The 26025-nt window shown below is 72.1% G+C and carries 24 protein-coding genes and 1 pseudogene; 12 read left to right on the top strand and 13 right to left on the bottom strand.

The annotated features are described in order from the left end of the window. Positions 1-19 precede the first annotated feature (19 nt). Complete coding sequence (locus OG736_RS31250) at positions 20-1534, bottom strand: gamma-aminobutyraldehyde dehydrogenase (protein ID WP_327185328.1); 1515 nt, start codon at positions 1532-1534, stop codon at positions 20-22. A gap of 222 nt (positions 1535-1756) precedes the next feature. Between OG736_RS31250 and OG736_RS31245 the strand changes: the two genes are divergently transcribed. After that, complete coding sequence (locus tag OG736_RS31245) at positions 1757-2317, top strand: riboflavin biosynthesis intermediates N-glycosidase (RefSeq protein WP_327185327.1); 561 nt, start codon at positions 1757-1759, stop codon at positions 2315-2317. 138 nt (positions 2318-2455) lie between these two features. On the opposite strand, the gene OG736_RS31240 is transcribed toward OG736_RS31245, so the two are convergent. After that, positions 2456-3427, bottom strand: a complete 972-nt coding sequence (locus tag OG736_RS31240; RefSeq protein ID WP_327185326.1) for a DUF4190 domain-containing protein — start codon at positions 3425-3427, stop codon at positions 2456-2458. Between the two features lie 182 nt (positions 3428-3609). Between OG736_RS31240 and OG736_RS31235 the strand changes: the two are divergent. Together OG736_RS31235 and OG736_RS31230 are read left to right on the top strand one after the other, a co-directional pair. Further along, a pseudogene (locus tag OG736_RS31235) lies at positions 3610-4889 on the top strand (adenosine deaminase). 26 nt (positions 4890-4915) lie between these two features. Continuing rightward, positions 4916-5602 (top strand): glycerophosphodiester phosphodiesterase, encoded by a 687-nt coding sequence (locus tag OG736_RS31230; RefSeq protein ID WP_327185325.1) that lies wholly within the window; start codon positions 4916-4918, stop codon positions 5600-5602. Between the two features lie 46 nt (positions 5603-5648). Here the strand turns inward: OG736_RS31230 and OG736_RS31225 are convergent, their stop codons facing one another. Next, entirely contained in the window at positions 5649-6242 is a 594-nt protein-coding gene (locus OG736_RS31225; protein WP_327185324.1) for an NADPH-dependent F420 reductase, read from the bottom strand. 110 nt (positions 6243-6352) lie between these two features. Here OG736_RS31225 and OG736_RS31220 point away from each other — a divergent pair, with 110 nt between their 5' ends. Further along, positions 6353-6712: a winged helix-turn-helix transcriptional regulator gene (locus OG736_RS31220; protein ID WP_327185323.1), complete on the top strand. Its 360-nt coding sequence runs from the start codon at positions 6353-6355 to the stop codon at positions 6710-6712. Here the strand turns inward: OG736_RS31220 and OG736_RS31215 are convergent. Next, the gene (locus tag OG736_RS31215; RefSeq protein ID WP_327185322.1) at positions 6694-8388 is read right to left on the bottom strand and encodes an RNA polymerase sigma factor; all 1695 of its coding nucleotides are present in this window, start codon (positions 8386-8388) and stop codon (positions 6694-6696) included. The genes OG736_RS31220 and OG736_RS31215 overlap by 19 nt on opposite strands. A 297-nt stretch (positions 8389-8685) precedes the next feature. Here OG736_RS31215 and OG736_RS31210 point away from each other — a divergent pair, with 297 nt between their 5' ends. Beyond that, positions 8686-9849: a serine hydrolase domain-containing protein gene (locus tag OG736_RS31210; protein ID WP_327185321.1), complete on the top strand. Its 1164-nt coding sequence runs from the start codon at positions 8686-8688 to the stop codon at positions 9847-9849. Positions 9850-9862: 13 nt separating this feature from the next. On the opposite strand, the gene OG736_RS31205 is transcribed toward OG736_RS31210, so the two are convergent. The 6 genes from OG736_RS31205 to OG736_RS31180 form a co-directional block, all read right to left on the bottom strand. After that, a complete protein-coding gene (locus tag OG736_RS31205; protein WP_327185320.1) occupies positions 9863-10399 on the bottom strand; it encodes a hypothetical protein in 537 nt (178 codons plus the stop codon). Beyond that, positions 10383-10883, bottom strand: coding sequence for an RNA polymerase sigma factor (locus tag OG736_RS31200; RefSeq protein ID WP_327185318.1), 501 nt, complete (start codon positions 10881-10883; stop codon positions 10383-10385). The genes OG736_RS31205 and OG736_RS31200 overlap by 17 nt, the downstream gene beginning before the upstream one ends. Further along, complete coding sequence (locus OG736_RS31195; RefSeq protein WP_327185317.1) at positions 10880-11500, bottom strand: class F sortase; 621 nt, start codon at positions 11498-11500, stop codon at positions 10880-10882. The genes OG736_RS31200 and OG736_RS31195 overlap by 4 nt, the downstream gene beginning before the upstream one ends. Then, complete coding sequence (locus tag OG736_RS31190; RefSeq protein ID WP_442817096.1) at positions 11497-11871, bottom strand: sortase-dependent protein; 375 nt, start codon at positions 11869-11871, stop codon at positions 11497-11499. The genes OG736_RS31195 and OG736_RS31190 overlap by 4 nt, the downstream gene beginning before the upstream one ends. A gap of 120 nt (positions 11872-11991) precedes the next feature. Continuing rightward, positions 11992-13185, bottom strand: a complete 1194-nt coding sequence (locus tag OG736_RS31185; protein ID WP_327185316.1) for an ABC transporter substrate-binding protein — start codon at positions 13183-13185, stop codon at positions 11992-11994. 305 nt (positions 13186-13490) lie between these two features. Then, complete coding sequence (locus OG736_RS31180) at positions 13491-14939, bottom strand: gamma-aminobutyraldehyde dehydrogenase (protein WP_327185315.1); 1449 nt, start codon at positions 14937-14939, stop codon at positions 13491-13493. Between the two features lie 164 nt (positions 14940-15103). Between OG736_RS31180 and OG736_RS31175 the strand changes: the two genes are divergently transcribed. From OG736_RS31175 to OG736_RS31145, 7 genes are all read left to right on the top strand, one after another. Further along, positions 15104-15622: an Lrp/AsnC family transcriptional regulator gene (locus OG736_RS31175; protein ID WP_020128673.1), complete on the top strand. Its 519-nt coding sequence runs from the start codon at positions 15104-15106 to the stop codon at positions 15620-15622. Positions 15623-15641: 19 nt separating this feature from the next. Then, a complete protein-coding gene (locus tag OG736_RS31170; RefSeq protein WP_327185314.1) occupies positions 15642-17006 on the top strand; it encodes an aspartate aminotransferase family protein in 1365 nt (454 codons plus the stop codon). A 195-nt stretch (positions 17007-17201) separates the two neighbouring features. Continuing rightward, complete coding sequence (locus OG736_RS31165) at positions 17202-17945, top strand: ABC transporter ATP-binding protein (protein WP_314219076.1); 744 nt, start codon at positions 17202-17204, stop codon at positions 17943-17945. Continuing rightward, positions 17927-19438 carry a hypothetical protein gene (locus tag OG736_RS31160; protein ID WP_327185313.1) on the top strand — a complete coding sequence of 504 codons (1512 nt, stop codon included), beginning with the start codon at positions 17927-17929 and terminating at the stop codon, positions 19436-19438. The genes OG736_RS31165 and OG736_RS31160 overlap by 19 nt, the downstream gene beginning before the upstream one ends. 108 nt (positions 19439-19546) lie before the next feature. Then, positions 19547-19966: a VOC family protein gene (locus tag OG736_RS31155; RefSeq protein ID WP_327185312.1), complete on the top strand. Its 420-nt coding sequence runs from the start codon at positions 19547-19549 to the stop codon at positions 19964-19966. 35 nt (positions 19967-20001) lie between these two features. Further along, positions 20002-21129, top strand: coding sequence for an LOG family protein (locus OG736_RS31150; RefSeq protein ID WP_327185311.1), 1128 nt, complete (start codon positions 20002-20004; stop codon positions 21127-21129). A 162-nt stretch (positions 21130-21291) separates the two neighbouring features. Beyond that, entirely contained in the window at positions 21292-22014 is a 723-nt protein-coding gene (locus OG736_RS31145) for an LAETG motif-containing sortase-dependent surface protein (protein WP_327185310.1), read from the top strand. A 97-nt stretch (positions 22015-22111) separates the two neighbouring features. Here the strand turns inward: OG736_RS31145 and OG736_RS31140 are convergent, their stop codons facing one another. The 3 genes from OG736_RS31140 to OG736_RS31130 are packed head-to-tail and all read right to left on the bottom strand — an operon-like array spanning position 22112 to position 25854. Then, complete coding sequence (locus tag OG736_RS31140; RefSeq protein ID WP_327185309.1) at positions 22112-23131, bottom strand: ABC transporter ATP-binding protein; 1020 nt, start codon at positions 23129-23131, stop codon at positions 22112-22114. Beyond that, on the bottom strand, positions 23132-24802 hold the full coding sequence (locus OG736_RS31135; RefSeq protein ID WP_327185308.1) for an ABC transporter permease: 1671 nt from the start codon (positions 24800-24802) through the stop codon (positions 23132-23134). It abuts the gene before it with no gap. After that, on the bottom strand, positions 24778-25854 hold the full coding sequence (locus tag OG736_RS31130) for a thiamine ABC transporter substrate-binding protein (RefSeq protein ID WP_327185307.1): 1077 nt from the start codon (positions 25852-25854) through the stop codon (positions 24778-24780). Before OG736_RS31130 ends, OG736_RS31135 begins: the two co-directional genes overlap by 25 nt. Between the last annotated feature and the right edge of the window lie 171 nt (positions 25855-26025).

Here is a 26025-nt window from a genome sequence, read left to right as displayed (position 1 = left end):
GCGGCCGGTCGTAGTCGCTCTAACAGTCCCCGAAGATGGTGCGGTGCCAGGGCTTGCGGGCCACCGCCGTGTTATCGAACATAACGTGCTTCACCTGCGTGTACTCCTCGAACGAGTACACGGACATGTCCTTGCCGAAGCCGGAGGACTTGTAGCCGCCGTGGGGCATCTCGCTGATGATCGGGATGTGGTCGTTGACCCACACACACCCGGCCTTGATCTCGCGCGTCGCCCGGTTCGCCCGGAAGACGTCCCGGCTCCACGCGGAGGCGGCCAGCCCGTACGGGGTGTCGTTGGCGAGCGCGATGCCCTCGTCGTCGCTGTCGAAGGGCAGCACCACCAGGACCGGGCCGAAGATCTCGGACTGCACGACCTCGCTGTCCTGCGCGGCGTCCGCGATCAGGGTGGGGCGATAGTACGCGCCGTTCTTGAGATCCCCCTGTGGAACCTCGCCGCCGGTCACCACGCGCGCGTAGCCACGCGCCCGGTCGACGAAGGCGGCGACCCGGTCGCGCTGGACGTGCGAGACCAGCGGGCCGAGGTCGGTGCCGGGGGCGAAGGGATCACCGAGCCGGACGGTCTCCATGAGGGCGGCCGTCCGCTCGACGAACGCCTCGTAAAGGGGCCGCTGCACGTACGCGCGCGTGGCCGCCGTGCAGTCCTGCCCGGTGTTGATGAGCGCCCCCGCGACCGCGCCGTTGGCCGCGGCCTCCAGGTCGGCGTCGTCGAAGACGACGAAGGGCGCCTTGCCGCCCAGCTCCAGGTGGAGCCGCTTGACGGTCGCGGTGGCGACCTCGGCGACGCGCTTGCCGACGGCGGTGGAGCCGGTGAAGGAGGTCATGGCGACGTCGGGGTGCCCGACGAGACGCTCACCGGCCTCCTGTCCGGCCCCGGTGACGATGTTGATCACGCCGTCGGGGATGCCGGCCTCCGTCGCCGCCTGGGCGAAGAGCAGCGAGGTGAGCGGGGTGAGCTCGGCGGGCTTGAGCACGATGGTGTTGCCCGCCGCGATCGCCGGGAGGATCTTCCAGGCGGCCATCTGGAGGGGGTAGTTCCAGGGCGCGATGGAGCCTACGACACCGATGGGTTCACGGCGGACGTAGGAGGTGTGGTCGCCGGAGTACTCACCGGCGGACTGGCCCGCGAGGTGACGGGCCGCTCCGGCGAAGAACGCGGTGTTGTCGATGGTGCCCGGCACGTCGAACTCGCGGGTCAGCTTCAGCGGCTTGCCGCACTGGAGGGACTCGGCGCGGGCGAACTCCTCGGCACGGTCGGCGAGGACGGCGGCGAACCGGTGCAGCGCGTCGGAGCGCTCGCCCGGCGTGGTGCCGGCCCAGCCCGGAAAGGCGGCGTGGGCGGCGGCGACCGCCGCGTCGACGTCGTCGGCGCCGGCCAGCTCGTAGGTGAAGACCTCCTCGCCGGTGGCGGGGTCGATCACGGCGTGGGTCCGGCCGGATGTGCCGTGCCTGAGACGGCCCCCGATGTACTGAGCGCCGTCCGCGAATCGTTCCTGTGCGGGGAACCGGTCCTGCATGTCGCTCTCCTCCGCCTTCGCCCCGCTGTGCGCGGCGGCGGCTGGCGTAGCTCCAGCTTGATTTGATTGCCGATCCTGACAGAGCAAGGGCACTCCAACAAGTGATTCCGTTGTTGCCTTTTGGTTACGCGACGGAATCTGTCGACGGCGGGTCGACCAGGTGTCGAGTCGGAGCGGAAAAGGCGGGACGCACTGTCAGTGGCGCGTGCCAGACTCGCGTGCATGGAGAAGATCGATTGCCAGGAGGCCCTGGTCAGGCAGGTCCAGGCCGGGGCGAGGATCAAGTATCTGCATTTCTGGGGGCACCGGCCGCGGCCCGACGGCCGGCTCGGGTCGAGCTGTCTGAGCCAGTGGTGGCCGTCACCCTTCGTGGTCGACGGGGTCACCTATGCGACGGCCGAGCACTGGATGATGGCAGGCAAGGCCCGTCTCTTCGAGGACGCGGAAGCGGAGCGGCGGGCGCTGGCCGCACCCTCCCCCGCCCAGGCGAAGAAGGAGGGGCGACTGGTCCGCGGCTTCGACGAGACGACCTGGCAGCGGGAACGGTTCCGGATCGTGGTCGAGGGCAGCGTCCACAAGTTCGCCTCGCAGCCCGGACTGCGTGCGTTCCTGTTGAGCACGGGCGAGCGGGTGCTGGTGGAGGCGAGCCCCATGGACCGTGTGTGGGGCATCGGCCTGGCGGCGGACGACGAGGCGGCGATGGATCCACAGCGCTGGCGGGGGCCGAACCTGCTGGGGTTCGCGCTGATGGAGGCCCGGGAGAGAGTGCGGGCGGCGGCCTGAGGCGTCGCTGCTCATCGCGGCTGCTCGGCCTGAGGCGCGGCTTCCTTCGGCGTCACTGCGGGCTGAGGCGTCGCGGCTGCCCGAGACGTCTCTGCTCGGCCGCGTCGACGTTCAGCCTGAGGCGCGGCTGCCGGGGCCTCAGGGCTGCACGATCAGCAGCACACCCAGTCCGAGCGCGAGCAGGATGCCCACGCTTCCGCAGATGATCCCGGCCAGCGCCTGACCGGGGTTCGAGGCCTCGCCCCGCCTGGCCTTCCCGCGCCCGACCGTGCCGAAGGTGATCCCGAGGATGCCGAGCACGACACTCAGCGGCCACATGCAGAAGCCGACGGCCGAGACGATCCCGAGGACCATCCCGGCGATGCCCATGCCGTTGCTGTCGCCCGCCCCGCCGGGCCAGCCGTAGGGGCCCGGAGCGCCGCCCCCGTAGTGGGGCCGGCCCGGATAGCCGTAGCCGCCCGGATATCCGTACGGGACCTGTCCCGGACCGTAGGGCGCGAGGGGCGGCGGAGGGACCGCCCCGCCCGCGCCGGGGGGAGCGAAGGGGTCGATCGGGTTGAACGGCGGGCCGCCGGCCGCCGCCGTGCCGGGGTGGGGCGGCGGGAAGGCACCGAACGGGCCGTTCACGGGCGGGTTCCCGAAGGGGGTGGCCCAGGGCTGCGGGGTGACGTCCGCGGGCGGCGGGGGCACGCTGGGCAGCGCGGTGACCGTCCGCTGGTCGTGAACGGCCGGCGGCACCTGGTCCGAGGGGACGGAGGGAGAGCCGGGGGCGGGGGTCAACGGTTCGTTCGCGGCGACGGTGTAGCCGGCCCCGCTCTGCGCGCTGTCGCCCGGGGCGGCCCAGGGATTCGACGCGGCCGAGGACCCGACAGAGCCTGCACCGTCTTCCGTCGCACCCGTCGCACCCGTCGCGCCCGTCGCACCCGTCGCGCCCGTCGCACCCGTCGCGCCGGTCGTGCCGGTCGTGCCGGTGGTGCCGGTGTCCGTCCTGCCCTTGTCCAAAGGCACCTTGGGAGGCGCGTCCTGCGGACCGTCCGCCTCGTCGGAAGCGGGCGCGGGCCACGGGTCATGGGCGGCGTCACCGGCCGGAGTCGGCGCGTCGTCGGACATGCGTGGATCCCCTCTGTCGCCCTCTGCCCCGCGTTTCGCCAGGCGTTCGGTCCTGCGCGTACCGTCCCGCGCGTTCCCGCTTGCGTTCCCTCGTCCGTACACCGTTCCGCCCTGCGTACGTTCCGTCATGCTACGGCCCGCGGCCGGTGCGACGGCCGGTGGCCTGGGCGGCGGCCCGTGCGGTGGACGGTGGTTCAAGCCGCGAGCGAGGCCGACGGTCGTCTCCCGCCCGCTCCGCCTACGATGATCCCGACTCATCGATCAGCCGATCACCCGCGTCCCGTCCGGCCCGCTCGGCCCGGGGCGCCGTCCCGGGGAGGACCCCATGACCGACCGCTTCGACGCATCCGCCGCTCCCGGCTCCCCCGGCCCGGACTCCCCCGTCTCCGGCGCACCCGCCGGTCCCACCGCCGCCGCCGCCGCGGCCGGCGGCCGTGACGTGCACGCCTTCATCGCCGGGCTGCCCAAGGCCGAACTGCACGTCCACCACGTCGGCTCCGCCTCCCCCCGCATCGTCGCCGAGCTGGCCGCCCGGCACCCCGACTCCAAGGTGCCGACCGACCCCGAGGCCCTGGTCGACTACTTCACGTTCACCGACTTCGCCCACTTCATCGACGTGTACCTGTCCGTCGTGGACCTCATCCGCACCCCGGAGGACGTCCGGCTGCTGACGTACGAGGTCGCCCGGGACCTGGCCCGCCAGCAGGTGCGGTACGCCGAGCTGACCATCACCCCGTTCTCCTCGACCAGGCGCGGTATCGACGAACTCGCCTTCATGGACGCCATCGAGGACGCCCGCAAGGCGGCCGAGGCCGAGTTCGGGACCGTGCTGCGCTGGTGCTTCGACATCCCCGGTGAGGCCGGTCTCGAGGCCGCCGAGGAGACGACGCGGCTCGCCACCGACGACCGGATCCGCCCCGAGGGGCTGGTCTCCTTCGGGCTGGGCGGGCCCGAGATCGGCGTGCCGCGCCCGCAGTTCAAGCCCTACTTCGACCGGGCGATCGCCGCCGGGCTGCGATCGGTGCCGCACGCCGGCGAGACCACCGGACCGCAGACGGTGTGGGACGCGCTGACGCACCTGCGCGCCGAGCGCATCGGTCACGGCACCAGCTCCGCGCAGGACGAGAAGCTGCTCGCGCACCTCGCCGAGCACCGCATCGCCCTGGAGGTGTGCCCGACCTCGAACATCGCCACGCGCGCGGTCCGCACCCTCGACGAGCACCCGATCAAGGAGTTCGTGCGGGCCGGCGTCCTGGTCACGATCAACTCCGACGACCCGCCCATGTTCGGCACCGACCTCGACAACGAGTACGCGGTCGCCGCCCGCCTCCTCGACCTCGACGAGCGGGGCCTGGCCGCACTCGCCGGCAACGCGGTCGACGCGTCCTTCCTGGACGAGGCCGGCAAGGCACGCATCAGGGCCGAGATCGAGGCCTACACGACGGGCCGGCTCGCCCCCTGAGGGCCGGCGGCCGCCACAATGGGCCCATGCACAACGTGACTGCCGTGGCCCATCGTGGCGACCCCTATCGCTTCCGTGAGAACACCGTCGACTCGCTGCGTTCCGCGCTCGACCGGGGCGCGGACGCCGTCGAGTTCGACGTACGGCTCACCCGGGACGGGGTACCCGTCCTGCTGCACGACGAGACGTTGAAGCGGCTGTGGGGTCAGGACCGGCCGCTGCGGTCGCTGTCCGCCGCCGAGGTGCGCGGGCTGACGGCCGGCGCGGTGCCGACCCTCGCGGAGGCGCTCGCCGCGACCGAGGGCAGCCGGCTGATGCTCGATCTGCCGGGGACCCGGGACGTGCGCACGGCACGGCGGATCGTGGACGCCGTCCGCGAGGCCGGGGCGGCGGACCGGGTCTACTACTGCGCCGACGCCGGCGCGATGCTCGCCGTGCGCGCCGCCGATCCGTCCGCCGAGATCGCCCTGACCTGCACCAGCCTGGCCCCTCCGCGGCCCGCGCTGCTCGACGCGGTGAAGCCGCGCTGGCTCAACTACCGCTTCTCGCTGGTGGACCGGGATCTGGCCGCCCGCGTGCACCACGACGGCCATCTGCTCTCCGTCTGGACCCCCGACACCCGCCGTTCCATGCGCCGGCTCATCGACCTGGGCGTCGACTCCATCACCACCAACCGGATCGAGGTGCTGACGGCTCTGCGCAAGCAGGGCTGACCGCGCGCATCGTCGGCATCCTGCGGCCTGATCCGAACGACAGGCTCTACCCCGCCGCGTACGCCAACGGCGGGGAGATCGCCTGGGCGTCCGCGCCCTCCCCCAGCCACAGCCGGATCAGCAGCGCCGCCGTCGCCTCCAGCAGACCGGCCCTGTCGAGTCCCCCCGCGTTCAGCGGCTCGCAGCCCAGGTCGCGGACGAGCCGGCGTACGACGGACAGGGCCGCTTCGTCGTCCCCGCACAGTGGGACCGCCAGGGGGCGGCCGTCGAAGACGGGCGGGTCGAGGCGCCAGACGTTCACGTGGCACAGGTTGAAGGCCTTCACCACGTGCGCGGTGGGCGCGGCGGCGGCGATGCGTTCGGCCGCTGCCGGGCCGTCCGCCGTGAGCAGAGCGAAACCCGGGCCCACCGGATTGGTGCAGTCGATCAACACCCGTCCGCGCAGGGCTTCCTCCAGCCCGCCGACCACGTCGACCACCGCCTCGTACGGCACCGCGAGCAGTACCGCGTCCGTCCCCGCCTCCGCCGCCTCCCGCAGCCCTCCCGAGCGTCCGCCGGTGACCACCTCGTGGCCGGCCCGCCGCCACCGGGTGCCCAGCGCATCCGCCATTCCGCCCGTACCGAGAATTCCCACGCGCATGGCTCCTCCTCCTGTTCCACGGAACCCCGTTCCATGGATCGCCGTTCCACGGATCCCCGCTCCATGGATCTCCCACGACAGTAGGAAGCCGTTCAGGCACCATTCGGTACGTGAACCCCGACCTCGCGTTCCTCGCCGACTGCCGGACCCGGCTCGCCTTCGACCTCGTCTCCAACACCTGGAACCCGGTGGTGATCTGGGCTCTGAAGGACGGCCCCGGACGCCCCGGTGAGCTGCGGACACGCATCGGCGGAATCAGCCAGAAGGTGCTGACGGAGACGCTGCGCAGACTGGAGTCCAACGGGCTCGTCACGCGGCAGGCGTACGGCGGGTCGCCGCCGCGGGTGGAGTACGGACTCACCGACCTGGGAAGGACGTTGCTCCCGCCGATCCAGGCCTTCGGCATCTGGGCCCATGACCACGGGGACGAGGTGACCCGCGCCCAGGACCGCTACACGCGCGAGGCCTGAGGGACCGTCGCCGGGTCGGCCGGCGTCTCACGGGTGACGTACTGCGGGACCGGTGTGTCGTCCTCGCCCGTGTCACGGACCAGGCCGTAGCGCCCGGCGCCCTGGCCGGGGCCGCTCGTGACGTCCTTCCGCACGGCGTCCCAGGTCGTCGGGAAGACGTTGAGGCCGTAGTCGGCACCCCGCTCGTTCACGGTGAGGGTGACGCTGCCGGCGAGGTAGAAGTACTCGTTCTGCCACATCTGCTGGGTGCCGGAGGGCGGGACGATGTAGCCGGTGGCCTTGCTGCCCATGCCGGTGGCGGTGGTGTCCGTGGCGCTGACGGGGTCGTCCATGCGACGGCCGCCGCCGGAGGCCACATGGAAGAGCCTGCCCTTCAGCCCCGTCCAGCTCGGCATGACCAGGGCGCCGGACCGGTACTGCGGCGATATCTGCCAGCGCACGAGGACGTAGCCCTGTCCGCTGAGCGTCACGCCGTCCCCGCGGTGGTTCAGGGTGGCGTGCGCGCCGCCGCTGCTGGTGACGCCGGACGCGGGCCGCTCCGGCAGGGCGGCGGGCGGGGTGTCCGGGTCGGGCGCGCTGTCGACGGCGTCGACGACACTCCCGTACCGGGCCGTCCTGCGCTCGCTCGCCGACGCCGAGGGGGATGCCGACGGCGAGGCCGGGCCGGAAGGGGAGAGGCCGGGGGCGGACGGTGCGGTGGCGGGTGTGCTCGCCACCGTGGGGACCACGGCCGCCCGTGCGGGCGGGTCGTCGGGGGTCCGTACGACGACGTAGGCGCCGCCCGCGGCGAGTGTCGCGCCGGCCGTGACCGCGACGGCCGGCTTGGTGAGCGCGGTCAGCACCTTCGCGGACCAGCCGACGGAGGCCGCCCCGGTGGCCGCGGCGGCCGTCTTGCCGCCGAGCGCGAGGGAGATCGTGAAGCCGGCCGGCAGCGGGACCAGCGCGATCCCGACGAGCAGCCGTTCCGCCGGTACGACGGACTCACGGGTGTCGCCGCAGTAGCCGCAGCCGCGGATGTGCCGGGCCAGCCGCTTGCGCCACACGGAGTCCGGCCGGCCGTTCCAGCGGGCGGTCAGGTCGCGCAGGTCGGGGCAGGCCCCGTCGAGGGCACGCACGATGCCCCGGGAGACCTCCAGGCGCTCCTTCACCCGCTGGACGCGCACGGCGGCGTGCTGCCGGCTGATGCCGACGGCCGCGGCCAGCTCGCGGCGGGTGAGTTCGCCCGCGACCTCCAGCCACCACAGGGACAGCAGTTGCCGGTCCTCGTCGTCGAGCCAGCGCGCCGCCTCCGCGACCTCGCGCCGCTGCCCCTCCAACTGGAGCCGAAGCACGGTGAGTTCGGCGAAGTCGGCGGCTTCGCCGGCCGGCACGCTCTCGTCGAGGCGCTGTGGTGTCCTGCGGCGCGCGCGGTCCCGGATCTGCCGCATGGCGATCGCGACCAGCCAGGAGCGGAAGCTGTCGGGGTCGCGCAACGAGCCGAGGTTGTCGACGGCGCGCAGCATGGTCTCCTGCACGACGTCGTCGACGTCGGCGTGGCCGTTCAGGGCGCGGCCGACGATGTTGTAGACCAGCGGCAGCCAGCCCGCCACCAACTCGTCCAGCGCCCGCCGGTCGCCGGCCTGCGCGTCGGCGATGGTGGCACGCCAGTGCCGGCCGGCCTCGGCGTACGTCCTCATGCCCGCACCCTCTCAGCCGGGACCCCGCTGTTGGCAATGTCGGAGATCACATCCAGGGAGACGGCCGGGACGGCCCGCGGATAACACTTTTCACTCCCGGACCGGCGCACGGACCAGCACTCCGTCCCACACCCGTCCGGCACCCGTAGGGGGCACCCTGAGCAACTCCCCCAAGAAGCAAGCCAGTTGCTCAGGGTTTCCCCAGGGTCCGGCACCCTCCTCGGCGACGATCCGCGGGGGTCGCATCCCGGCGGAAGATCGTGTCGAACCCCCCGCCCCCCTTCCTCTGGAGCCCGTATGCACGCTCGCCGTCGCACCACCGTCCTGGCCGTCTCCCTGGTGGCCGTCCTCGCCGCGGGCCCGCTGGCCGCGCCCGCCTTCGCGACGCCCGCGTCGGCCCCGGCCTCGACCTCGGCCCACCCGGCGAGCGCCCTCGACGTCGAAGCACTGACCGCCGCGCTCGCCGGGCTCCCGGACCAGGACGCGACCGCCGCCCTCGTCCGGGTCGGCGGCACCGACGGCACCTGGCGCGGCAGCGCGGGTGTGCACGACCTGCCGAGCGCCGCACCGGCCGACCCCGACGCCCGGTTCCGGGCAGGTTCGACGACGAAGGTGGTGACGGCGGCGGCCGTCCTGCGCCTGGCGGCCGAGCGGAGGATCGACCTCGACAGGCCGATCCAGCGCTACCTGCCCGGCCTGCTCGGAGGGAAGTTCCGGCCGGTCACCGTACGGCAACTGCTCAACCACACCAGCGGCATCCCGGCGGGCGACGGCCTCGGAGACTCCTTCGAGGAGGTGTACGCGCACCGCTTCGACACCCTGACCCCGCAGCAGGTCGTCGCGTCCGCGGCGGCGAAGGGGCCGGAGTTCCGCCCGGGCGAGCAGCAGCACTATCTGAACATCAACTACACGATCCTGGGTCTGCTGATCGAGAAGGTGACCGGCCGGTCGTACGCGTCCGAGGCCACCCGCCTGGTCCTGGCGCCCGCAGGCATGGAGGACACGTACTTCCCCGGCACCGACCCACGCATCGCCGGCCCGCACAACCGCGGCTACCAGGCGGTGAAGAAGGCGGACGGGACGACGGAGCTGGTGGACGTCACCGAGTGGAACCAGGCGGACCGGTTCGCGGCCGGCGACATGATCTCCACGACCGCGGACCTGGAACGCCTCCTCACCTCGCTCTTCCGGGGCCGCATCGTCCGCGGCCCCCAGCTGCGGGAGATGTTCACGGTCCCCGCGCACATCGACGGCGCCACCTACAGCGCGGGCCTCCAGCGCTTCGCGTACGAGGGGAAGGTCTACTGGCTCAAGTCTGGCGGCCGCTACGGCTACAACGCGCTGATCGCCGGCACCCGGAACCTCAGCCGCACCCTCGTCTACTCGGTCAACTCCACCGACGCGAAGGGCGAGGGCATGAACCCGGTGGCCCAGCGCGTCGCCATGGCCGCGCTCAAGTGACGGCGTGGCAGCCTCACTCCGGCGAGCCCTCCGACGGCTCGACGGACGGGGTGGGCCGCGCCGCCGAGGACCTGCCCGGTTCGCTCGCCGTGGTCGGTTCGCTCGCCGTGCTCGGTTCCGGCGAGTCGCTACGGCCGTCGCTGCCGATGGTCGGGACAGCGGTGCCGGCGGGCGCAGTCGACGTCCGCGGATCCGGGGCCGGGGTCGCGGCCCCCTCGGTAGGGCGCTCGGTGTCCGGTACGGGCGAGGGCGGGGGCACGGTGGACGGGCCGCTCACCGACGGCGGGGCCAGCGGGACCACGGGGCGCGTGGGCGCGTCGGACGCCGTCAGGTGCAACGGCAGCAGGACGGCCAGCGCGGCGATCCCGCAGGTCGCGCCGACCCCGGCCGCGGTACGCAGCAGCCGGCGGCGGACCGCGCCGCGGCGGATCTCCTCGTAGCGGCCGGGCGGCGGGCCGAGGTGGCCGGGGACGGGCCCCAGGATGACGGTGAGGGGGTCGTCGGGGTCGAGGTCCGGGCCGTCGTCGAAGTCGTCAGTGGGTGTGATCAAGGCTTCTCCTCAGGTGGGCGCGGAGCAGTTCGCGGGCCGCGTGCAGGTCGGCCTTGACGGTTCCTTCCTTGCGCCCGGTCAGCACGGCCACCTCCCGGATCGGCATGTCAGCGTAGTAGTGCAGCAGGATCGGGACGCGCAGCCGGTCGGGCAGGGACTGCACGAGCAGCCGCACCGAGGGATCGGCCGGCTCGGCGGGCGGGGCGACGACGGCCTCGACGGTGGCCCGGCGCAGGGCCCGGCGCTCGCGTTCGAGCTTGCGCCAGTGGTCGCGGACCAGGTTGGCGGCGGTGACGAAGAGAAAGCCCTGGGGCTCCGCGACGGCCGTCCAGCGGGCCCAGAGCCGGGTGAACGCCTCCGAGGCGATCTCGTGCGCCGTCTCGTCGTCGTCGACGAGACGGCGGCACCAGCCGGCGAGGCGCGGGTAGAGGGCGGCGAACAACTCGGACGCCGCCCTCTCACGGGTCCGAGAGGGCCGTTTCAACGTTCTCCCGCGGGACTCAGGGCGGCGAAGACGATCACGTTGTCGCGGTATCCGTCGCCGGAACGCGGGCCGCCGCACGTGATGAGACGCAGTTCGGGGCGGTCCACGTTCCCGTAGACCTCCTCGGTCGGGAACTCCGTCTTGTCGACGGTCGTCACCTCGGTGACGGCGAACTCGGCCGTCGTGCCGTTCTCCAGACGCGCCCCGATCCGGTCGCCCCGGCGCAGCCGGTCGAGGTGCCGGAAGACACCGTCCCCGTAGGCGCCGACCGTGACATGGGCGAGGATCACCGACGGTCCGGTCTGTCCGGGCGTCGGCGAGTTCTCGTACCATCCCGCCCGGTCGTGCTCCTCGACCGGAGGCACCCCCACGGTGCCGTCGGCGGCCAGCCCCAGCCGCATGACCGGGGTGTCGACCCCGATGGCCGGAATCCGCAGCCCGACCGGCACCGAGCGCGCGAGGGGACGCGCCGCCCGGACGGAGGGGGCCGCGGAGGTGCCCGGCGTACGGGCGGCGTCGCCCGGGGCAGCCGGGTCGGCCGGGTCGCCGGCACAGCCCGCGGCCAGCGGCGCCGCCAGGGCCGAGAGGATCAGGGCGCGCCTGGAGAGCGGGCTCATGCGCCGGTCGCCCTCCGGCGCCGCACGACGTAGAAGCCCGTGCCGGCCGCCGCGGCCACCGCGGCCGCGCTGCCGCCGATCAGCCCGCCGCGGCCCTCGGACGGCTCCTCGACCCCGGTGTCGGCACCGCCGCGCGGCACCACACCGACCTGACTCGGAACGGCGGACGGAGCGGTACCGGCCTCGGTCGGGGCCGGGGCCGGGGTCGCGTCGTCGCCTGCCTCGGTGGGAGCCGGGGTCACGCTCCGGTCCGCGGTGGTGGGGACGGGCGTCGGCGTCCCGCCGTCGGCGAGCGCGGGCGCCGCGCCCACCAACAGGGCGGTGCCCGCAACTACCAGGGCGGCAAGGCCCGTTCGCGGCATGAGTCGCATGAATCGCTCTCTTTCCTCGGTCCGTTGACGGATCGAGCGAAGAGACGAGACAGCCGGGCAGCAGGTTGTAAAGAACTGGCAAAGTCCCGATCGGGAACCCACTGCCTCGAAAAGCCGCCGTCAGAGCCCCGCGATCGCGTTCCACCGCCTGGCGAACTCCAGGCGCTCCGTGGAGGTGATGTCACGTGCGATCGCGAGGTGTTTCCGCATTTCGGCGTCCGGGAAGATCAGCGGGTTCTCCGCGAGGGCCGCCGTCTCCTCGTCGTCGGAGTCGGCGAGGACGGCCTGTGCGGCAGGGACCGGGCAGACGTAGTTCACCCAGGCCGCGAGCTCGGCGGCGACCTCGGGCCGGTAGTAGTGGTCGATCAGCTTCTCGGCGTTCGCCTTGTGCCGGGCGAGGTTGGGAATCATCAGGGACTCCGCCCACAGCTCGGCGCCCTCCTCGGGGACGACGAAGCGGATGTCTGGGTTGTCGGCCTGGAGCTGGATGACATCGCCCGAGTACGCCTGACAGGCCAGGACATCGCCGCTGACCAGGTCCTTGGTGTAGTCGTTACCGGTGAAGCGGCGTATCTGGCCGCGGCCGACCTGCTTCTCCACCTCGTCGCAGACCTGGTGGAAGTCGTCGGCCGTCCACTTCGTGACGTCCACGCCGTTGCCCTGCATCAGCAGCGCGAACGCCTCGTCCAGGCCGGACAGAAGCGTCACCCGCCCCTTGAGGTCGTCGGCCCACAGCTCCGAGACGCCGCGTATCTCCCGGCCCAGTTTCCGCCGGTTGTAGGCGATGCCCGTGATGCCGGACTGCCACGGCACGGTGCACGCGCGTCCGGGGTCGAAGGCGGGCGAACGCAGCAGCGGGTCGAGGTACTCGGTGACGTGGGGCTGCGCGGCCCGGTCCATCTCCTGCACCCAGCCCAGCCGTACGAACCGGGCGCACATCCAGTCGCTGATGACGATCAGGTCGCGGCCGGTCTGCTGGTGGTTCATCAGCGCGGGGCTGATCTTGCCGAAGAACTCGTCGTTGTCGTTGATCTCCTCGACGTAGTCGACGGCGATGCCGGTGCTCTTGCGGAACGCGTCGAGCGTGGGCCGCCGGTCGGGGTCCTCGTCGTCGGTGTCGATGTAGAGCGGCCAGTTCGCCCAGGTCAGCCGCTTGTCATCGGCGGAGAGATCGGCCCCGGCGCGGTCGCCCGGCCGTACGTACGCGGCGGGCACCCCGCAGCCGGCGAGCCCGCCGAGCGCAGCGGTCCCCCCGAGCGCGCGCAGCAGGGAACGGCGGGACACGGCGCGGGAGAACGAGGGAGTCTGGGGCACGCCGTCAGCATGCCGTGGGGCCGACTCCCGGACAATCGACGCTGCGTCGAGCACAGCGCGCACGAACCGACACCTTGTCGATCACCGGCGGGGTCAACTGCACAGCGAACGGCCCCCGGTCCGAGGACCGAGGGCCGAGGGCCGAGGGCCGAGGGCCGAACTCCCCGAGGGGCGCGGGGCTCCGTCGATCTGCGGCTCCGCCGCGCGGGCGCGACCAGCCACAGCGCACCCGCACCCGCACCCGCACCCGCACCCGCACCTACAGTGCGAACCCGCAGAGCGAACCCGTCCCACCCGGCGGAGCGTTACCCGTCGAGGGACGTCATGACGTGCTTGATGCGGGTGTAGTCCTCGAAGCCGTAGCCCGACAGGTCCTTGCCGTAGCCGGACTTCTTGAAGCCGCCGTGGGGCATCTCGGCGACCAGCGGGATGTGGGTGTTGATCCACACGCAGCCGAAGTCGAGCTTCTTGGACATGCGCATCGCGCGGCCGTGGTCCTTGGTCCACACCGAGGAGGCGAGGGCGTACTCGACGCCGTTGGCCCACTCGACCGCCTGGTCCTCGTCCGTGAAGGACTGGACGGTGATGACCGGTCCGAAGACCTCGTTCTGGATGATCTCGTCGTCCTGCTTCAGCCCGGAGACGACGGTCGCGGCGTAGAAGTAGCCCTTGTCGCCGACCCGCTGACCGCCCGCCTCCACCTTGGCGTGGGCGGGCAGCCGCTCGATGAAGCCGGTGACCTGCTGCAGCTGGTTGGGGTTGTTCAGCGGGCCGAAGAGCACGTCCTCGTCGTCCGGCTGCCCCGTCTTCGCCTCCGCGGCGGCCTTCGCGAGCGCGGCCACGAACTCGTCGTGGATGCCCTCCTGGACGAGGACGCGGGTGGCCGCCGTACAGTCCTGGCCGGCGTTGAAGAAGCCCGCCACGGAGATGTCCTCGACGGCCTTGGCGATGTCGGTGTCCTCGAACACCACGACCGGCGCCTTGCCGCCGAGCTCCAGGTGGACGCGCTTGAGGTCCTTGGACGCCGACTCGGCGACCGACATGCCCGCGCGCACCGAACCGGTGATGGAGGCCATCGCCGGGGTCGGGTGCTCGACCATCAGCCGGCCGGTGTCACGGTCGCCGGTGACGACGTTGAAGACGCCCTTGGGCAGGATCGAGCCGATGATCTCGGCGATCAGGACGGTGGAGGCCGGCGTGGTGTCGGACGGCTTGAGCACCACCGTGTTGCCGGCCGCGATCGCCGGGGCGAACTTCCACACGGCCATCATCATCGGGTAGTTCCACGGCGCGACCTGCGCGCAGACGCCGACCGGCTCACGGCGGACGATGGAGGTGAGCCCCTCCATGTACTCGCCGGCGCTGCGCCCCTCAAGCATCCGGGCCGCGCCCGCGAAGAAGCGGATCTGGTCGACCATGGGAGGGATCTCCTCGGAGCGGGTCAGCCCGATCGGCTTGCCCGTGTTCTCCACCTCGGCCGCGATGAGTTCCTCGGCCCGCTCCTCGAACGCGTCCGCGATCTTCAGCAGGGCCTTCTGGCGCTCGGCGGGCGTCGTGTCGCGCCAGCCCGGGAACGCCTCGGCGGCGGCCGCCATCGCGGCGTCGACATCCGCGGGGCCGGAGAGCGGCGCGGTCGCGTACGCCTCGCCGGTCGCGGGGTTGACCACTTCGGTGGTCCGTCCGTCGGCGGCGTCCCGGAACTCGCCGGCGATGTAGTTGCGTAGCTTGCGCAGCCGTCCCAGCTCGGTGCTCACTGCCGGCCCTCCAGATTCGGTGTCCATTGACTGAGACACCCACACTAATCCTTGCCCCGACGTTTTCAACACCCCTGATCCCGTCGTGGCTGCGGAATCCGCAGATCTCCGTTACGTAAACAACGAATTTCATCGCCTCGGCCTTGCGGAACGGTCGAGACGTCGTGCACAGTGAGGCCGTGGCCAGTCGAAGCGCAGAGCACAGGGACTCCCGCGAGTCCAGGAACGGCAGCACCCCTCACCTGGATGCCGTCAGCCTCGCCATCATCCAGCAGCTCCAGGAGGACGGCCGTCGGCCGTACGCCGCGATCGGCAAGGCCGTCGGCCTCTCCGAGGCGGCCGTGCGCCAACGCGTCCAGAAGCTGCTCGACCAGGGCGTGATGCAGATCGTCGCCGTCACGGACCCGCTCACCGTGGGCTTCCGCCGGCAGGCGATGGTCGGGATCAACGTCGAGGGCGATGTCGAGTCCATAGCGGAAGCGCTGACCGACATGGCGGAGGTCGAGTACGTGGTGATGACCGCCGGCTCGTACGACATCCTCGCCGAGATCGTCTGCGAGGACGACGACCACCTGCTGGACGTCATCAACAAACGCATCCGTGCCCTGCCGGGCGTGCGCTCGACCGAGAGCTTCGTCTACCTGAAGCTGAAGAAGCAGACCTACATGTGGGGAACCCGATAATCGTGAGGACCCGATAACCGTGAGCACCAAGGACCTCAGCCGCACCGCGTACGACCACCTGTGGATGCACTTCACCCGCATGTCCTCGTACGAGAACTCCCCCGTCCCGACCATCGTCCGGGGCGAGGGCACCTACATCTACGACGACAAGGGCAAGCGCTACCTCGACGGTCTCGCGGGCCTGTTCGTGGTCCAGGCCGGCCACGGCCGGGTGGAGCTCGCCGAGGCGGCGTTCAAGCAGGCGCAGGAGCTGGCGTTCTTCCCGGTGTGGTCCTACGCCCACCCGAAGGCCGTGGAGCTCGCCGAGCGCCTCGCGGACCACGCGCCCGGCGACCTGAACAAGGTCTTCTTCACCACCGGCGGCGGCGAGGCCGTCGAGACCGCCTGGAAGCTCGCCAAGCAGTACTTCAAGCTCACCGGCAAGCCGACCAAGTACAAGGTCATCTCCCGCGCCGTCGCCTACCACGGCACCCCGCAGGGCGCCCTGTCCATCACCGGTCTGCCGGCCCTGAAGGCCCCCTTCGAGCCGCTCGTCCCGGGCGCGCACAAGGTCCCGAACACCAACATCTACCGCGCCCCGCTGTTCGGCGACGACCCCGAGGCCTTCGGCCGCTGGGCCGCCGACCAGATCGAGCAGCAGATCCTCTTCGAGGGCCCGGACACGGTCGCCGCGGTCTTCCTGGAGCCCGTGCAGAACGCCGGCGGCTGCTTCCCGCCGCCGCCCGGCTACTTCCGGCGCGTGCGCGAGATCTGCGACCAGTACGACGTCCTGCTGGTCTCGGACGAGGTCATCTGCGCCTTCGGCCGTCTCGGCACGATGTTCGCCTGCGACAAGTTCGACTACGTCCCGGACATGATCACTTGCGCCAAGGGCATGACCTCGGGCTACTCCCCGATCGGCGCCTGCATCATCAGCGACAAGCTGGCCGAGCCGTTCTACAAGGGCGACAACACCTTCCTGCACGGCTACACCTTCGGCGGCCACCCGGTCTCCGCGGCGGTCGGCCTCGCCAACCTCGACCTGTTCGAGCGCGAGGGCCTCAACCAGCACGTGCTCGACAACGAGGGCGCGTTCCGCTCGACCCTGGAGAAGCTGCACGACCTGCCGATCGTCGGCGACGTCCGCGGCAACGGCTTCTTCTACGGCATCGAGCTGGTGAAGGACAAGCACACCAAGGAGTCCTTCAACGACGAGGAGACCGAGCGCGTCCTGTACGGCTTCCTCTCCAAGGCGCTGTACGACAACGGCCTGTACTGCCGTGCCGACGACCGCGGCGACCCGGTCGTCCAGCTCGCCCCGCCGCTGATCTCCAACCAGGAGACCTTCGACGAGATCGAGCAGATCCTGCGCGCGACGCTGACGGAGGCGTGGACGAAGCTGTGATCGTCAGCCTGATCAGCTGATCAACACCGGCCCCGGTGTCGACCGTTCGAGTGAGAAACGGCGACCCGGGGCCGTGTGCTGTCCGGCCTTCCCCTCCTGGCTGCCTAGCGTGCGAGTGACCGATCGGCCCTGTCTTCGTTCCCCCGCACGGGGGATTGGCACGGGAACCACAGATCTGAACCGAGGTGTACGCCCATGGAGGCCCCGCCGGACAACGACGTGCTGTGGGCACGCTCCCTGTACTTCACGCACCGCGACGGCTCACCGGCGCTCGGCGGTGTCTCGCTGGGCGTGCGGGAGGGCGAGATCCTCGCCGTCAGCGGACCGCGCGGCAGCGGCAAGACGACCCTGCTGCACTGTCTGTCCGGCCTGGTGCCCGCCCAGCGCGGCGAGGTCTGGTTCAACAGCGTCCCCGTCCACACGATGGGCCCGACGGCCCGTGAACGGCTGCGTCGCAACCGCTTCGGCTGGATCGACCCGGCGCCGGTCCTCGTCCCCGAACTCAACGTCTGGGAGAACGCGGCCCTCCCCCTGATGCTGCGCGGCACCAGCCGCCGCCGGGCCAAGGCCGCCGCGCTGGAGTGGCTGGACCGTCTGGACATCGGCGACAGGTCCCGGAGCCGTCCGCACGAGCTCACCCAGGCCGAGCGCCAGCGGGTCTGCATCACGCGCGCCCTGGCCCCGGCCCCCTCGGTCCTCTTCGCGGACGAGCCGACCGCGCCCCTGCACCGCGCGGACCGGGCCCACGTCCTGCGCACCCTGACGACGGCGGCCCGCTCCCACGGCATCACCGTGGTGCTGGCCACCCACGACCCGGAGACCGCAGCCCTCGCCGACCGCACGGTTCCGCTGATGGACGGGCGCCGGGTGAAGACGGTCCATCTGCCGCCGGTCACGGAGCCGGAAGGCCGGGGGGCCGCGTGCTCGCTCTCCGTCTGACGCGCAGCGCCCACCCCGCCGTCCAGCTCCGCCGCCTCCTGGTGGCGACGGCCTCGGCGGGCACCGGCTTCCTCCTCCTGTGCACCCTCGGCCGCGCTCTCACCCACCCCGAGGCCCCGGCCGCGTCCGTGCTCCGCCTCGCCTGGTGCGCGGTCCCGCTGGCCGCGACGGTCTACTTCGCCCAGGCGGTGGCCCGCACCGACCCGGGCACCCGCCCGCGCCCCGGCCTGGCGGCGATCGGCCTGGGCCCGGCCCGCCTGATGGCCGTCTCGGCGATGACGACGGCCCTGTCGACACTGCTCGGCTCCATGCTGGCCCTCCTCCTCTTCCTGCACCTGCGCGGCGACCTCACGGGCATGCCGTTCGACGGAGCGGCCGACGACTTCCTCGCCGCGAACCAGCCCCTCCCGTTGCCTGCGTCCCTGACGCTGCTGGCGCTGGTCCCGGTGACCTCGTCCCTCGCGGTGGCCCTGATGCTCCGCCCGAGGGACGCGCGCGTGGCGGCCCAGGCGGCCCCGGGGATGTTCGGCAGGTTCGGCGCATTCGCCAGGACGGGGCCGGGCGACAGGTTCGGCGAGTACGGCCGCTTCGGGGCGAGGACGGGAAGCGGCCGGCCGACGCACCCGGCCGCGGACACCCGCCCCGCCGAGGCGGCTCCCGACCCGGCGACGAACGGCCGGCCCTTCCACCCGGCTGCGGACCGCGGCCCCGCCGCGACGGCCGACCCGGCGGCGGACGGCATCCCGGGGGCGCCGGGCACCACGACCCTGCCCTCGGCGCCGGCCTCGGCGCCTGCCCTGGTCGACGGCACAACGGAGGCTTCCGCCGACGGCGCCCCCGAGGCACGGGCAGAGACACGGACACCGCCCCGGACACAGACGCACCCGCCCCACCCCACCGCCCTCCCCTGGGGTGTGGCCCTCCTCGCCGCCGGCCTGGCCGTGGAGGCGTACGCGAACCGCACCGCGAACCCCAGCACCCTCCCGCTCCCCGGCGGCCTCCCCACCGGCCCCGCCGCGGTCCTCGTCGGCTGGACCCTGACCGCCGTGGGTCTCGCCCTCGCCGGCCCCGGCCTCACCCACCTCTGCGGCCGGCTGCTGCAGTCGGCCCGCCCCGGCGCCCTCCGTCTCCTCGCGGGCCGCGGCCTGATGCAGGAGGCGGCCCGTATCGGACAGCCGCTCGGCGTGGTCTGCGCGGTGGCGTCCGGCGCGTACACGATGGCCGCGCTGTACGACCCGGCCGATCCCGCGTTCGGCCCACTCACCACCCTCGGCGCCCTGGTCGTGGCGGGCTGCGCGGTCGCCACGCTCCTGACCGCGGCCGTGGAGGCGCGGCAGATCCGTGCCGACACCACCGCCGCCCTGCTCCGACTCGGCGCCCCGGCCAAGACGCTGCGCAGCGCCGCCGCCCTGCGCACCGGCGCCCTGCTCGCCCTCTTCGTCCCGCTCACCCTGATCGTGGCCGAACTGGCGGCCCTCCCGCTGACCCGCTGAGGCCGCGCACGAAAAAGATCCCCGCCCCGCGATGAGTTCCGCACGGCCCCTCGGTCTACCCCACCGAACGCCACACACCAGCAACGCGAATCCCCTGGGAGAGACCCGATGACCACCCCGGCCTACCAGCAGATGATCTTCGTGAACCTGCCCGTGAACGACCTCGGCGCCTCGAAGAAGTTCTTCACGGAGCTCGGCTACACGATCAATCCGCAGTTCAGCGACGACAACGCGGCCTCCGTGGTGATCAGCGACACGATCGTCGCGATGCTGCTCACCAAGCCGTTCTACTCGACCTTCACCAAGAAGGAGATCGCGGACGCCTCGAAGACCAGCGAGGTCCTGATCGCCCTGAGCGCCGAGAGCCGCGAGAAGGTCGACGAACTCGTCGACAGGGCGCTCGCGCTGGGCGGTTCGCCGAGCGGCGAGACGCAGGACATGGGTTTCATGTACGGCCGTTCGTTCGACGACCTCGACGGCCACACCTGGGAGGTCGTGTGGATGGACCCGTCGGCCGTCGGGAGCTGACCCACCGCTCGTCCGGCGCTGCCTAGCATGGGCGGGTGCATCCGACGACACCCGCCCAGCCGTACGACGGCTCCCACGACCGTGAGATCGAGTCCCTCGCCGAGTTCGACGAGGTGGCCGCCACCCACGGCACGCTGTCCCACTTCCGCGTCCAGTCCGTCGACCTGACGGCCCGTACGGACGCCCTCCTCGCCCTGGACACCTCGGGCGCCGTCTTCCTCGGCTGCCCGATGGAGCCGGCGGCGGCCACGAAGTCCCGCGCCTCCGGCGCCCTGGTCTTCCCGCCCGTACCGGGTCTGTCGTTCGACCCGTACCGCGGATTCGTCTACTCCCCCGACGAGTTGTTCGCCTCCCTCGACGAGGGCTACGAAGCGACCCCGGACGCCCTCACGTACGCGTGGTTCCAGCGCACGAAGGCGGACGGCGACATATTCGGCTCGATGCTCCGCTCGATCCACGACGACGCCGTCTCCGACGCGCTCGACGAACTCCTCGTCGGGGAGCGCGTGGTGGGTGTCATGGGCGGCCACGCCATGGCGCGCGGTACGGATGCCTATGCCGGCGCGGCCCGGCTCGGCCGTGCACTCGCCCGGTCCGGGCTCATGGTGGCGACCGGTGGCGGACCCGGCGCGATGGAGGCGGCGAACCTCGGCGCGTACGCGGCCCCCTTCGACGGCGCGATGCTCACGGACGCGCTCCGACTCCTCGCCAAGGCACCGAAGTTCACGCCCTCGATCACCGACTGGGCGAAGGCGGCCTTCGAGGTGCGGGCCACCTGGCCGGGCGGCGGCCCCTCGGTGGGCATCCCCACCTGGTTCTACGGCCATGAGCCACCGAACCCGTTCGCCGCGCACCTCGCCAAGTACTTCTCCAACGCCACCCGCGAGGAAGGCCTGTTGGCCCGCTGCACCGCGGGAGTGGTGTTCCTGCCGGGCGCCGCCGGGACCGTACAGGAGATCTTCGACAACGCGACGCCCAACTACTACGGGTCGCGGGGCGAACCGACGCCGATGGTGCTCGTGGACCGGGAGCACTGGACGCAACGGCTGCCCGCCTGGCCGCTCTTGCGGTCACTCGCCCGGGAGCGGTCGATGGAGTCCCGTATCGCCCTCGTTGACCGGATCGAGGAGGCTCCGGAGGCGTTGAAACGTCTCGGTGGTTAATAAGCGGGCAAAGCCAGCCGCTCGGAGGGGTCCGCGCATTGACACTTCTTATGAAACGCTTATAGACCTGTGAGTCTGCTGGGGATGGTGACGCACTCGGCTCACCGGGGGCGCCATCTCCCCCTCCACCCCCCGCAGTTGCGCTTCCCGTAAAGGACAAACGTGTCCCTTTCCCGCCGTACCGCCGCCCGTTCGGTGCGCATGCTCGGTGTCACCGCCGCCTCCGCCGCCCTGGCGCTCAGCGCCGCCGGCACCGCGCTGGCCTGCGACATCAGCGAGTTCTCCGCCACTGCCGTCTGTGACGGCGCCAAGGGCGCCATCACCGTCACCGACAAGGACCCCACGGGCGTCCCGGCCGAGATCACCGTCTTCCTCGAGAACAACGGCGGCGACCTGAGGCAGGTCGGTGTGGCCCAGACCGTCGAGGGCTCGGCCGCCGGCGTGACCGTCTCCTTCGCCGAGGCCTGGGAGCCGAACGCCGAGTACCGGATCCACGTCAAGGCCGTCAAGGGCAAGAAGATCCTGGTCGACAAGGACATCCCCGGCAACCTGACCACCCCGTCCAAGGCCTGCGAGGCCGAGGACACGTCCACCCCGTCCACCACCCCCTCCACCTCCCCGTCCTCGACGCCGTCGGACAGCACGACCACTGCGCCGCCGGCCGGGACGAACACGCCGTCCCCGTCCGCCTCGGCGAGCGACAGCGCCGCGCCCGCGCCCTCCGCGAGCAACGCCCCGTCGGCCGCGGCCCAGGAGTCCAACCTGGCCGAGACCGGCGCCGGCTCCAACACCGGTCTGATCGTCGGCATCGCGGCGGTCCTGGTCGCCGTCGGCGGTGGCGCGGTGTTCTTCGGGATGCGGCGCCGCGGGTCGAGCAACCGCTGACCCGCACGTCCGGCCGGCCCGCCGGACGCGGCTGAGTGGCCCGCCCCTGTCTCCGGGGGCGGGCCACCCGCATGTCACGCCCCGCGGGATGGGCCGGTCAGTCCAGTACGACGGTCTCGGCCGCGTCGAAGGACACTCCCACCACGCCCCCGACCTCCGGCGCGTCCCGCAGCGTGCACGCCGCCTCCAGCCTCGGCGCGCCCTCCGGCTGGAGGTGCACGGCGACATGGGTGCCGCGGAAGGTGCGGGCGGTGACCGTGCAGCGCAGTCCCTCGTCCGCACCCACCAGGCGCACCCCGGCGGGCCGGACGAGCAGCGTGCGCGCTCCCTGCGCCGACCCGGCCGGCACCGGCACCTTGCCCCACGGCGTGACCGCGGCCTCCTCCGTGACGGTCCCCTCCACCACGTTGTCGAAGCCGAGGAAACGCGCCACGAACGCGTCCGCCGGCCGCTGCCACACCTCGAGAGGCGTACCGGACTGGGCGATCCGCCCGTCCCGCATCACCACGACCCGGTCGGCGAGTGCGAACGCCTCGCCCTGGTCGTGGGTGACCGCGAGCACGGTCGTCCCCAACCGGCCGAACAGCTCCCGGAGTTCGACGACCAGGCGCTCCCGCAGCGACCGGTCGAGCTGACCGAGCGGCTCGTCGAGCATCAGCAGCCGGGGGCGCGGCGCCAGGGCCCGGGCCAGCGCCACCCGCTGCTGTTCCCCACCGGAGAGCGCGGCCACCGCACGGCCGGCCGCACCCGGAAGCCCGACCAGTTCGAGCAACTCCGCCACCCGCTCGCCCTGCCGGACCCTGGGCATGCCGTGCATCCGCAGCCCGAAGGCGACGTTGCCGCCCACGTTCCGCTGCGGGAACAGCTGATGGTCCTGGAACATCAGGCCGAGCTCCCGCTTGTGCGCCGGGACCCCGGCCTGGTCGCGTCCGTCGAGCAGCACCCGCCCGGCGTCCAGCGGTTGGAGCCCGGCCACCGCCCGCAGCAACGTCGACTTGCCGCTGCCGCTCGGCCCCAGCACACACACCACCTCGTGCTCGGCCACCGCGAGATCGACGGCGTCGAGCACGGGCCGCCCCCCGAACCGCACGGTGGCGCGCTCCAGTTCCAGCAGCATCTACAACTCCCCCGTCCGGTCGGTCCGCAGTCGCTCCAGCACCAGCAGCGCCACCACGCACACCACCATCAGAATCGTCGAAAGGGCCATCGCCTGGCCGTAGTTCAGCTCGCCGGCCCGCCCGAGCAACCGCGCCACGGCGACCGGCAGCGTCGGGTTGTCGGGCCGCGCGATGAACACCGTCGCCCCGAACTCCCCCAGCGACACCGCGAAGGCGAACCCGGCCGCGACGAGCAGGGCCCGCCACACCATCGGCAGGTCGACCTCCCGCCACACCCGCCAGGGCGACGCCCCGAGCACGGCCGCCGCCTCACGCAGTCGCTGGTCCACCGCCCGCAGCACCGGCAGCATGGTCCGTACGACGAAGGGGATGCCGACCAGCGCCTGCGCGAGCGGCACCAGGATCCACGTACCGCGCAGATCCAGTGGAGGCTCGTCGAGCGCGATCAGGAACCCGAAGCCGACGGTCACCGCGGAGACGCCCAGCGGCAGCATCAGCAGCGCGTCGAAGCCGCGGACCAGCCGTCCGGCGTCCCGTCGGGTGAGCGCGGCCGCGGCGAGCCCGCCGACGGCGACGGCGATCGCGGTCGCGGTGACGGCGTACTGCAGCGAGTTGCCGATCGCGTCGATCGGCGGGACCAGGAAGACGTTGCCGTCGTCGCTGGTCAACGCCCGGTAGTAGGCGAAGTCGGGCGCGTCGAGCGAGCGCTGCGCCAGCACTGCCAGCGGCAGCACCAGCAGCACGGCGATCGTGCCGAGCACTCCGGCGAGCAGCGCCCACTGCCCGGCGCCGCGCGGCCGCCGCGCCGTCACCGACGCGTCCACCAGCCGCAGCGCGGTCTCCCGCCTCCGGACGGTCCCGGCGTGCACAGCGAGGATCGCGCCGACGGCCAGGAACTGGACGATGGTGAGGACGGCGGCCGTGGACAGGTCGAAGATCTCGGAGGTCTGCCGGTAGATCTCCACCTCGAGGGTGGAGAAGGTGGGGCCGCCGAGGATCTGCACCACGCCGAAGGAGGTGAAGGTGAAGAGGAAGACCATCAGCGCGGCGGCCGCGACGGCGGGCCCCAGGGCGGGCAGAGTGACCGTGCGCCACGCCGTCAGGCGGGACGCGCCGAGCGTCCTCGCCGCCTCCTCCTGCCGCGGGTCGAGCTGCGACCACAGCCCGCCCACCGTCCGTACGACGACCGCGTAGTTGAAGAAGACGTGCGCCAGCAGGATCGCCCACACCGTGGTGTCCAGCCGTACGCCCCACAGGTCGTCGAGCAGTCCACCGCGCCCGACGAGCGCCAGGAACGCCGTGCCGACGACGACCGTCGGCAGCACGAACGGGACGGTGACGACGGCGCGCAGCACCTGCTTGCCCGGGAACTCCAGGCGGGCGAAGACATACGCGGCGGGCAGCGCGACCAGGAGCGTGAGCGCGGTGGAGGCCAGCGCCTGCCAGGTGGTGAACCACAGGACGTGCCGGATGTCGGACTGCGCGAGCACGTCCCACAGCCGCCCGAAGCGCCAGCCCCCGTCGGAGCCGAGCCCGCGGGCGACGATCGCGGCGACCGGGTAGGCGAAGAAGACCGCGAAGAACGCGACGGGCACGGCCATGAGTCCGAGCCGCGCCGCGTTCCCCGCACGGGCCGTGCGCCCGGTCACTTCAGTACGAGCGAGGTCCATGACTTGACCCAGTCGTCACGGTTGTCGGCGATCTTCGCCGGGTCCAGCGTCTCGGGGTCCTTCGCCTGCGGGCCGTACTTCGTGAACTCCGCCGGCACCGCGGCTCCCTCCCGCACCGGGTAGACGAACATGTTGAGCGGCATGTCCTGCTGGAACTCCGCGGTGAGCAGGAAGTCGAGGAGCGCCTTGCCGCCCTCGGGGTTGGCCGCGTTGCTCAGCAGACCCGCGTACTCGACCTGGCGGAAGCAGGTGCCGGTGGAGACGCCGGTCGGGGCGGTGGTCGGCTTCGGGTCGCCGTAGATGACCTCTGCGGGCGGCGAGGAGGCGTACGAGACGACGAGCGGCCGGTCGGCCCCCGCCTTCTTTCCGCCCGCGGACCCGGAGAACTCCTCGTTGTAGGCCTGCTCCCAGCCGTCGACCACCTTCACGCCGTTGGCCTTCAGCTTCTTCCAGTAGTCCGCCCAGCCTTCGTCGCCGTACTCGGCGGCGGTGCCCAGCAGGAAGCCGAGGCCGGGCGAGGAGGTGGCCGCGTTCTCGGTGACCAGCAGGTTCTTGTACGCGGGCTTCAGGAGGTCGGCGAAGGAGGCGGGCGGGGTCAGCTTGTGCGCGCTGAAGTACGCCTTGTCGTAGTTGACGCAGATGTCGCCGGTGTCGACGGGCGTGACCCGGTGCTTCTTCTGGTCGGCCCGGTACGCGGGCAGGACCTGGTCCGCGCCCTTCGCCTCGTACGACTGGAACAGCCCGTTGTCGAGGGCGCGCGACAGCAGCGTGTTGTCGACGCCGAAGAGTACGTCGCCCTGCGGGTTGTCCTTGGTGAGGATGGCCTTGTTGACGGCCTGACCGGCGTCGCCGTCCTTGAGGACCTTCACCTGGTAGCCGGAACTCTTCTCGAAGTCCGCCAGCACGTTCTTGGAGACGGCCCACGAGTCGTGGCTGACGAGGGTGACGGTCTTGGACTCCGCCGCCGAACCGTCGCCGTCCGACGATCCGCAGGCGGACAGCGTGACGAGGCCGAGGCCGACGGCCGCGGCCACGAACGTCCTGGTGTGCACTGGATTTCCTCCTGGGGTTGACCAGGAAGAGACGCGGCCCTGCCCGGGCACCCGCGGAAGGTTCCGCCGGTGCCCGGGCAGGGCGCAACAGCTTGAGTGATGACCGAACTTCCTACCCAGAATGACCTGGGCAAGGTTCAGAGGGTCTGCGGACTCTCCCGCACTCTCAGC

Origin of the sequence: Streptomyces sp. NBC_01334 (assembly GCF_035983595.1) — a bacterium.
In the GTDB taxonomy this organism is placed as follows: Bacteria; Actinomycetota; Actinomycetes; order Streptomycetales; family Streptomycetaceae; genus Streptomyces; species Streptomyces coriariae.
The sequence above is the reverse complement of the archived record's forward strand: the minus strand, read 5'-3'. Positions and strand labels throughout refer to the sequence as shown.

Excerpts from the sequence above, each read along its gene's own strand:
- OG736_RS31250 (WP_327185328.1), bottom strand. The coding sequence starts at position 1,534 with ATGCAGGACCGGTTCCCCGCACAGGAACGATTCGCGGACGGCGCTCAG.
- OG736_RS31245 (WP_327185327.1), top strand. The coding sequence starts at position 1,757 with ATGGAGAAGATCGATTGCCAGGAGGCCCTGGTCAGGCAGGTCCAGGCC.
- OG736_RS31240 (WP_327185326.1), bottom strand. The coding sequence starts at position 3,427 with ATGTCCGACGACGCGCCGACTCCGGCCGGTGACGCCGCCCATGACCCG.
- OG736_RS31230 (WP_327185325.1), top strand. The coding sequence starts at position 4,916 with ATGCACAACGTGACTGCCGTGGCCCATCGTGGCGACCCCTATCGCTTC.
- OG736_RS31225 (WP_327185324.1), bottom strand. The coding sequence starts at position 6,242 with ATGCGCGTGGGAATTCTCGGTACGGGCGGAATGGCGGATGCGCTGGGC.
- OG736_RS31215 (WP_327185322.1), bottom strand. The coding sequence starts at position 8,388 with ATGAGGACGTACGCCGAGGCCGGCCGGCACTGGCGTGCCACCATCGCC.
- OG736_RS31210 (WP_327185321.1), top strand. The coding sequence starts at position 8,686 with ATGCACGCTCGCCGTCGCACCACCGTCCTGGCCGTCTCCCTGGTGGCC.
- OG736_RS31195 (WP_327185317.1), bottom strand. The coding sequence starts at position 11,500 with ATGAGCCCGCTCTCCAGGCGCGCCCTGATCCTCTCGGCCCTGGCGGCG.
- OG736_RS31190 (WP_442817096.1), bottom strand. The coding sequence starts at position 11,871 with ATGCGACTCATGCCGCGAACGGGCCTTGCCGCCCTGGTAGTTGCGGGC.
- OG736_RS31165 (WP_314219076.1), top strand. The coding sequence starts at position 17,202 with ATGGAGGCCCCGCCGGACAACGACGTGCTGTGGGCACGCTCCCTGTAC.
- OG736_RS31155 (WP_327185312.1), top strand. The coding sequence starts at position 19,547 with ATGACCACCCCGGCCTACCAGCAGATGATCTTCGTGAACCTGCCCGTG.
- OG736_RS31140 (WP_327185309.1), bottom strand. The coding sequence starts at position 23,131 with ATGCTGCTGGAACTGGAGCGCGCCACCGTGCGGTTCGGGGGGCGGCCC.
- OG736_RS31135 (WP_327185308.1), bottom strand. The coding sequence starts at position 24,802 with ATGGACCTCGCTCGTACTGAAGTGACCGGGCGCACGGCCCGTGCGGGG.